Genomic DNA, 918 nt, shown 5'->3' with positions numbered 1-918 from the left:
GCAGCGAGTGCCTCGCACATCAGCCGCTCGAAATCACCGTCGTCCTCGACCATGGGATCCGCCGAAACCGCACTCGCGTAAGGCAAAGGCGATTCCTCGGACACGCCGCCGAGCAGAATCGGTGCGATCTGGTAGGTGAATTCCTCCTGTCGTGCCTCGAACAAGCGCATGAGGGTCTCGCCCTTGCGCTCGCCGTCTTCGGCGGATTCGATGCCGCCGAGCAGCTCTTCGAGGCGGCTGCCTTCCAGGATGCCGAGAATGTCGGGCGTGGAGACGCGGTCTTGGTGCATGGCGGCGATGCGCTGCACCAGGCGGTCCAGCACTCGATCCTCCGGCGAATCCGGATAAAAGAGATAGCGGATGATCGGCGAGCGCGTCTGGCCGTGACGGTCAATGCGGCCGTTACGCTGCTCGAGCCGATTGGGGTTCCACGGCAGCTCGAAGTGGTAGAGGCGGCAGCAGTGTTCCTGCAGGTTCAAGCCTTCGCTCGCGGCGTCGGTCGCGAGCAGTATCCGGCAGCCTTCCTCGTGGAAGCGGGCGATACGCTGCCTGCGTTGCCGGGCGGAGAGACCTACGGTGAGTTCCGCGTACGAATCGCGCAGGACGGGATGAGACTCGAACGCTTCCCGCAGTGCGGCGAGGGTATCGCGATACTCGGTGAATACGATCGCTTTTTCACCCGGCAGGGCGAGAACGTCGCGCTCGAGGTCGACGATGAGGGCAAAGATCTTGGGGTCGGGCCGCTCCGCGACTTGATCGAGCAGCCGTTTGATCGTTCGAAGCTGTCTTTTCTCCGACTCGCGCCGACGCACGTCGCGGGCAATCGCCGCGCGCAATATGCGCTGCGCGGTGCGTTCCGCCTGGGCCTCGGTGAGCGGCAGATCGCCTTGCAGCTCGCGCAATTCCGCCCGCCGGGGT

The 918-nt window shown here is 64.7% G+C and carries 1 protein-coding gene; it reads right to left on the bottom strand.

Annotated elements, in window-relative coordinates:
• A partial coding sequence (locus ACTFO6_RS17230) for a helicase-related protein (protein ID WP_439935667.1) occupies window positions 1-902 on the bottom strand: 902 nt, incomplete at its 3' end.
• Between the last annotated feature and the right edge of the window lie 16 nt (window positions 903-918).

The sequence above is a fragment of the Pelomicrobium sp. G1 genome (genome assembly GCF_051905455.1).
Lineage (GTDB): Bacteria > Pseudomonadota > Gammaproteobacteria > Burkholderiales > UBA6910 > Pelomicrobium.
The sequence above is the reverse complement of the archived record's forward strand: the minus strand, read 5'-3'. Positions and strand labels throughout refer to the sequence as shown.